The organism is Cupriavidus sp. 8B (assembly GCF_054589115.1).
Genome location: NZ_BAAILO010000279.1, coordinates 1 through 416, shown reverse-complemented (window position 1 = coordinate 416; position 416 = coordinate 1). Strand labels below are relative to the sequence as shown.

The 416-nt window shown below is 54.3% G+C and carries 1 protein-coding gene; it reads left to right on the top strand.

Annotated features, from left to right (window positions below; genetic code table 11):
* Positions 1-416: sodium:solute symporter family transporter (locus ACYP5B_RS27440; RefSeq protein ID WP_459571804.1), on the top strand; the 416-nt coding region annotated here is incomplete at both ends.

The following is a 416-nucleotide window of genomic DNA, read 5'->3' as shown; positions in this document are numbered from 1 at the left end:
TGTTTGTCATCTTCAGCCTGTTCATTACGAAATGGGCCGCCCGGAAGAGCTCAGGCGTCTCCGATCACTACGCCGCCGGTGGGCGTATCACAGGCATGCAGAACGGATGGGCTATCGCTGGGGACTTCCTGTCCGCATCGTCCCTTCTTGGCGTCTCTGCGCTCGTGTACGGCAGCGGTTTCGACGGGCTCATTTATTTGGTAGGTGCCATCGCAAGCTGGCCTGTGATCCTGTTTTTGATCGCAGAGCCACTTCGCAATTTGGGTAGGTTCACTATCGCGGATGTCCTGTCATTTCGACTGAAGCAGAGCCCTATCCGAACGTTCTCGACTATCAGCTCGCTCGTGATTGTTCTGCTGTATCTCGTATCCCAAATGGTGGGGGCTGGAAAGCTGATCGAACTTCTATTTGGCATT